The sequence below is a fragment of the Kitasatospora sp. NPDC059803 genome (genome assembly GCF_042732255.1).
Taxonomy (GTDB): Bacteria; Actinomycetota; Actinomycetes; order Streptomycetales; family Streptomycetaceae; genus Kitasatospora.
Genome location: NZ_JBHWIJ010000019.1, coordinates 20,860 through 27,535, shown reverse-complemented (window position 1 = coordinate 27,535; position 6,676 = coordinate 20,860). Strand labels below are relative to the sequence as shown.

Genomic DNA, 6,676 nt, shown 5'->3' with positions numbered 1-6,676 from the left:
GCGCACTGGTCTGGAACGAGCTCAACACCGCCGACACCGACGCGGCCGGCCGCGGGGTCCGCCCCCCCCCGGGGGGGGGGCGGGGGGGCGGGCGCCCCCGCGCTGGGGGGGGGGGGGGGCGACGGCGCCCCCCCCCCCGCGCGGGGGGGCGCTGGCCCCCCACTGTGGGGGGGCGGGGTCTCACGGGCCCGGGGGCGGCGGGGGCGCGGGGGGGGGGGGGCGCGCGCCCCCGCCCCGGCCCCCGGCGCCGGCGACCTCGCTGACCGGCAGCGCGCCGGGCAGGTCGACGGGGAAGCGCAGCCGCAGCAGTCGGTCGGCGCCGGAGTAGTCGACGACCCTGGTCCGGCAGTCGACCCGGTCGAGGCCGCGCCACAGGGTGACGGTCTGCTCGTAGCGGATCCCGTCGACGGTGCCGCCGATCACCAGCCGCTCGCCGAGCGGGCCGGTCTCGCGGCGCACGTCGGCCGGGGCCGTGCCGGAGCCGCGCACCGGCCCGCTGGGCACCAGGTGCCAGGGGCCCTCGCCGAAGTCGGGGTGCTGCGGGTACTCCTCGTAGACCCGCAGTTCGTTGCCGATCCGGCCGCCCTGGATCAACTCCCGGTCGTGCAGCAGGTCGTGGACGGAGGACAGGCCGCCGCCACGGACGGGGTCGGCGCTCACCCGGTAGCGGTCGTTGCTGATCACCACGCCCTCGGCCGCCGTCCAGGGCTCCGCCGCCGGGCCCTCCACCAGCCGCCAGGTGCGCCAGCCGAGCGCGGGGACGTCGGCGGCGAGGAAGCGCAGGGCCCCCCGGTCGACGGTGCTCGGCACGGGCTCGCCCCGGTCGTCGAGCACCCGTACCGCCCCGGTCCGCGGGGGCAGTTGGACGACGACCAGGTCGGTCCGGTCGAAGGAGAGCGTGTTGGTGACGACCACAGCCGAGTCGGCCGACCCTGCGTCGGCGGCCGAGCCGACGCCGGCGGTGGAGATCCGCGCGGTCAGCACGTCCAGCGCCTCGTCCCGGACGGCGGCCGCCAGGTCGTGCGCCTCGCGCCAGCCGCCGAGCAGGTCGAGGTAGACCTGGTCGGACTCGGAGCCGGTGATGGCGTCGTGGTGGGCGCCGTAGGCGAGTTGGCGCCAGACCTTGTCGAGGGCGGCGGTCGGGTACTGCCCGAGGCCGTGGACGGCGGCGAGGGTGGCGAGCTTCTCGGCGTCGGCGGCGGCGACCTCGCCGGCCCGCTGGGCCTGCTTGGTGTCGATGTACGAGACGTCCTTGCCGGTGTAGACCGGGTTCATGTCGCGGGTCTGCGGGCTGGGCCGGCGGCCGGTGGCGGCGAGTTCGGCCCGGACGGCGTCGAGGAAGTCGCGCGGGGTGGCGCAGACGAAGCGCGGCCAGAGGTACTTGGCGGCCCAGGAGCGGTGGATCTCGGTGACCCACTTGTTGGGCGGGGTGTAGTCGGTGCCGACGGGCAGCAGCAGGTTCCTGGTCGCGCCGACGGGCTTGAGCTTGCGGTACAGCTCGTAGACGGCCTGTTCGGCGGTGGCGAGGTCCGGGGAGGAGTCCATCCACCAGCCGGCCGAGTAGTGGTGCGGCATGTAGTGGGTGAGCACGCCCTCGCCGGAGGGGGCGATCCACTCGAACTCGCTCGGGAACTGCATCACCCGGGCGTCGTCCTTGGCCTCGCGGAAGTTCTTCTGGATCGGGCCCCACTGGTGGAAGGGGCCGCGGGCCCAGGCGCTGCCGGTGAGGCCGGCCGCGGCGAGGTGGCCGGGGAACTGCGGGTCGTGCCCGAACACGTCGAGTTGCCAGGCGGTCTGCGGGTCGCCGCCGAGGATGTCGCGCTGGTAGCCGATGCCGTAGACGAGGTTGCGGATGGTGGTCTCGGCGCCGGTGAGGTTGGTGTTGGGCTCGTTGTAGGTGCCGCCGACGAGTTCGACCTGGCCGCGCTCCAGCAGCGTGCGCAGGGTCTCGCGGCGCTCGGGGTGCTGGTCGAAGTACGGCTTGAGGTAGTCGACTTCGGCGAGGACGAACTTGTACACCGGGTCCCGCAGCGCGAGGTCCATGTGCGCGTCGACGAGCGCGAAGCCGTTGCGCTCCCAGAGGGGCCGGGTGGTGGCGTCGGCGGAGAGCAGTTCCCAGGGGGAGGTGTAGGCGGCCTGGGTGTTCCACCAGACCGGGTCGTAGTGGAAGTGCGAGACCAGGAACATCGTCCAGCCGGGCTCGGCGACCTCCACCAGGGCGTCCACGCAGGCGCCCTCCGCCTCGACGGTGACGGGGAGTTTGGTGCCCGGCTCGGGGGCGCCGGTGAGCTCCAGTGGGACTTCGACCAGCCCCGTGCCGGTCGCCTCGCCGCGCACACCCGGACCGCTGACGGTGATCCGGGCGGCCGGGCCGTCGAGGGTGACCCGCAGCAGTTGGCGCGGGGCTTCCTCGGGACCGGTGAAGAGGTCGGTGTTCTCGACGGCGGTGATGGTGACCGGCACGGGGAGGGTCCTTTCGGTGCAGGTACGGGGGCCGGGCGCGGGGTCGGTTGCCGCGCGCCCGGCGGGAGTTGCCGGCGTGCCCGGCTACTGGCCCCAGGCCTCGAACTCGTAGATGCGGGCGGCCGGGTCGGTGTTCTGGGTGGGCTTGGTGACGACCAGCCGGACGTAGCGGGCGGTGGTGGTCACCGGGTGGGTGGTGGTGCCCGCGGTGTTGCCGGTGACGTCGGCGACCGTCGTCCAGGGGTCGGTGGTGTTCGAGCGGACCTGGATCGAGAAGTCGCGGGTGTTGAAGGCCGCGCTCTCGCCGCCCGCGCCCGCGTGCTTGACCACGAACTTGGACAGCTGCTTGGCCGAACCGAGGTCCACCTCAAGCCACTTGGAGCTGTTCAGGCTGCACCACTTGTCGCCGGTGCCGCCGTTGACGGTGCCGTTGACGGCCTTGGCCGGGCCTTCGTTGGCGTTGCACTGGCCGGAGGCGGTGGCCGGGCGGTTCAGCGCCAGGTTGCCGCCGGTCGCGGGCGGCGTGCCCGTCCAGCCGACGGTGGTGGAGGCGGCGGTGGAGCGGCCGTAGGTGGTGGAGACGGCCTCGACGTCGAGGGTGGTGGCGTCCTCGGTGCCGGCCCGGTCGAGCCGCCCGACGTAGTACGCGTCGTTGGGGGTCGCGCCGAGGAAGGTCCGGCTGCCGTCGGCGTTGCGCCGGTACACCTCGTAGTGGTGGACGTCGCCGCCGGGCGCGGCCGTCCAGGAGAGCCGCAGCGACTGGCTGGAGCCCGCCGTCACGTCGCTCGCGCCGAGGACGGTGAGGCCGCTGGGCCCCGCCGGGGCGCCCACCTCGCCGTCGTGGACGGAGATCTGGCCGATCCGCACGTCGTAGGCGGGGTCGGTGCCGTCGGCCCGGAGGGCGAGCTGGGCGATGGTGCGGCCCGCGTACGGGGCGAGGTCGAGGGTGTGCCGCTCCCACCCGGTACCGGAGTTGGCGCCGACGTCGATCGTGGTGAAGCTGTTCGGCGCGTCGGTGAAGGAGACCGCGGCCTTGAGCTTGGTGGGCCCGGCGGCCGGGGTCTTGACCACCAGGTCCAGCTTGGTGTTCGCGGCGACGGGCAGTTTGGTCTCGTACAGCCGCACGGTGTTGGCGGCGTCCAGGGTGCCGGTGAGGCGCAGCGAGGAGCCGCCCTGGTAGGCGTCGGTGAAGTCGACGGACGGGGTGAGCCGGCTGCCGCTGGAGTCGACCATCCACCGGTAGGTCGGCGGGACGTCCTGGAGGGACAGGTTGTTCCAGCCGCCGGTGGCGACCCGGGTGCCGGCGGAGTTGTAGAAGTCCCCCTGCCCGGTGTTGAAGTTGGTGACGAAGGGCTTGGCGGTGATCGGCGAGGACTCGGCGACGTAGCCGGCCAGGCCGGGCCAGTTGTCGGCGGGGTTGGCCTTGGACGGGTCGTTGTTGGCGCCGACCCAGTAGCGGGCGTCCTTGGCGTAGAAGTCGGCCCGGTCGGTGGCGGACTTCCAGGTCCATTCGGGCCGGTAGAGGCCGAGCGAGGTGGTGTGCGGCCGGCCGGCCGGGAAGAGGGAGTTCCAGTCGACGCCGGTGTTGTAGCCGTTGGCCTCGGTGTCGATGCCGGAGTAGAGGTCGTACTCGCTGCGGCCTAGTTGCCGGGCCAGTGCGCGGGAGGAGTTCAGGCCGCCGGAGCTCCAGTTGAAGTTCAGGAACATCGAGTCCGAGGTGCGCTTCGAACCGTCCTGGAGGAACGGGGAGTTGGCGGAGGTGAGGGCGTTCTGCCAGTTGACCGAGCCGGAGGTGGTCATGGCGTCGTACCACATGAACTCGGTGCCGCTCTTGGCCTTGCTGTACTGCATGAGGTTGCGCACTTCGGTGGCGAGGGCCGAATCCCCGCCGCCGGTCTCCTGGTTGATGAACCAGCCGTCGAAGCCGTAGTACTGGGCGGCCTGGGCGAGCTTGTCGGCGACGGGGTAGCTGTTGCCGGACTTCTGGACGAAGTCGCGGAGCCACTGGAGCTGGCCGCCGTAGGCGGCGGGCGGGAAGAAGACGGTGCCGTAGACCTTGACGCCGTTGCGGTGGGCGGCGTCGATGACGGTCGGGTTGGGGGCGAGGATCAGGCCCTCGCCGGCCGAGCCGCCCCAGAAGACCAGCTTGTCGACGTACTGCCAGTAGCCGAAGGCGTAGTAGTTGGGGTCGGCGGAGCCCTGGGAGGGGTTGTTGGAGGTGGGCCCGAAGGAGACCAGGGAGGCGACCTTCCCTTCGCCGGTGCGGGCGTTGGGGTTGGCCTTGAGGGCGGGGTCGCTGGTGCGCGGCTGGAGCGGGACGCTGGAGCGGTTGAAGCGGGCGTCCGGGTCGGTGGCCGGGTCCCAGTTGAGGATGGTGGAGGGGTACCAGTACGAGGCGTAGGGCTGGGTGCCGGGGGTGCCGGGCGTACTGGCGGTCGGGGTGGTGGGCGCCTGCGGCCCGGCGTGGGCGGCGGGGGCGGCGCCCAGCACGGCGGCCGCGAGGGCGGCGCTGAGCAGCAGGGGTATCCGTCGTGACATGCGTGGCTCCGATCGAGCGGAGGTGGGTGGGGGCGGGCCGTCGGCGTGGACGGGCCGGGTGCATGTGGGCGTGGCGGTGCGCGCGGAGGCGGGGCGACCCCGGGGGGCGGGGGGGGCGGCCGGCGCCCCCCCCCCCCCGGGTTCGCGTGACGTCGAAGCCGATCTGCAGAGACGGTTCTGCTGTCAGGCTCACTAGTTCTCCTGCCGTACGGCATTCAACAACCAGGTGACTCCATCCCCGGCTTCGGTGACGCTGCGCTGTGCCTCCTTGGCCAGCTTGGCAAGGGCGTCACGGAGCTGGAGAACGGCCTCGTCGAACGCTTCCTCGTCGAGACTGCGGGAACCGCGGGACAGTACCAGGTCGGTAATGCACTGGTCGATGTCCTGGGCAGCGTCGTTCAGCCGGTCCGGTGCGGCTCGCTTCCGCTTCCGCAGCCGGGCATCGCGGCCAGCAGGGTCAAGAGCTCCCTCGACCGCTTCGTGAGCGGCTTTGACGCTCAGCGAAGCAGCCCTGATCTCCTCCGGGGGGAGCTTGTCGGCTGCGGCCGCAGCTGCTTTGAAGCGGAGCACCGAGTCCGTGAAGGCCTTTGCCGCCACGACTTTGGACGTCTCAGCGGGCCGCACTGACCGGTTCAGTCCCGGAATGGCCACCGCTGACGGGCTCTTGGCGGCGGGCTGCCGGAGCTCTTCGGGCAGCTGCTTACTGAGGTACCGGTCATGGAAATCCTCTTCGATGACCCGGACATCAGTTTTGGAGAAGCCGAGGATCATGGCGGCGAGACGTGCCTCCTTGATCAGCTCCGCGTTCTCCCGCTGGTTCGCGGCAACTTCCTTCGCGTATCGCCGACGGAGCTCCTTCAGCTTCTCCTGGTGCTCTTCGAAATCGACGAGCCGAAGGGCGATACCCCCGCTGGAACTGCGGTCGATCATCTCGCGGATGCAGGACAGGATCCACAGGTCCTGCTCGCACGCGGTCGAGTTGGACCGGAAGTCGTGGGCGACGCTTCCGATTGGCCTGCCGAGGGCGACCTGCTCCTCAATTGCCAGTAGCCGGTTGATGTAGGAGTAGTCCCGTCGGTGGTCCTTGCGCAGCTGGAGCGACAGCTCCACCGCGCTGATATCGGCCCAGGTGCAGTCGCCCGGGAGAACTCCCACTCGGATGGTCTGCTGGCCGAGCTCCTTCAGCGCGGCACGTCGCGAATTGCCATTGACGAGGATCCCGTCCCGGGTGATCAGACCGGGGTCGTTCTGCCCGAAGTCCTTGACGCTCTTCTTCAGCTCTGAGAAGTCGGGGTCGGTCTCGTTGGGATTCGACGGTTTGGCCTGGAGCAGGTGGTGCAGGTACTCCTGGCTCTCCGTACTCCAGGGGCTGATATCGAGCGCTTCGTTGAGTCGGGGGTCGTGGCTTCGCTGGGCCCGGATGCGATGGGTCCCTGGGTTGTAGTAGAGGCTGTCGGTCGGCATGTCGATGACTTCGACGTTGAGCGGCTGGCTGCGCCACTCGATCTTCACCGACTCACGCACCCCGCCGGCCAGGGAAGCCTCGCGGAGCCGCTTCTCCACCAGATCCTGGTTGTAGGCGGCCATTGGCGGCCGACCAAGGTCCGGACTCATGAACCTAGTTCTCCTCTGCGTGGGAAACGGGCTGTTTCATATGATGGCGACGGCTTGTACG

At 71.2% G+C, this 6,676-nt stretch carries 3 protein-coding genes; all 3 read right to left on the bottom strand.

Annotated features, from left to right (window positions below):
* Nucleotides 1–180 precede the first annotated feature (180 nt).
* Nucleotides 181–2,463: a glycoside hydrolase family 38 C-terminal domain-containing protein gene (locus ACFV6I_RS05230; RefSeq protein WP_380423626.1), complete on the bottom strand. Its 2,283-nt coding sequence runs from the start codon at nt 2,461–2,463 to the stop codon at nt 181–183.
* 84 nt (nt 2,464–2,547) lie between these two features.
* The gene (locus ACFV6I_RS05225) at nt 2,548–5,001 is read right to left on the bottom strand and encodes a discoidin domain-containing protein (protein WP_380339565.1); all 2,454 of its coding nucleotides are present in this window, start codon (nt 4,999–5,001) and stop codon (nt 2,548–2,550) included.
* Nucleotides 5,002–5,193: 192 nt separating this feature from the next.
* Nucleotides 5,194–6,615, bottom strand: a complete 1,422-nt coding sequence (locus ACFV6I_RS05220) for a ParB N-terminal domain-containing protein (RefSeq protein ID WP_380423625.1) — start codon at nt 6,613–6,615, stop codon at nt 5,194–5,196.
* Nucleotides 6,616–6,676: the final 61 nt, after the last annotated feature.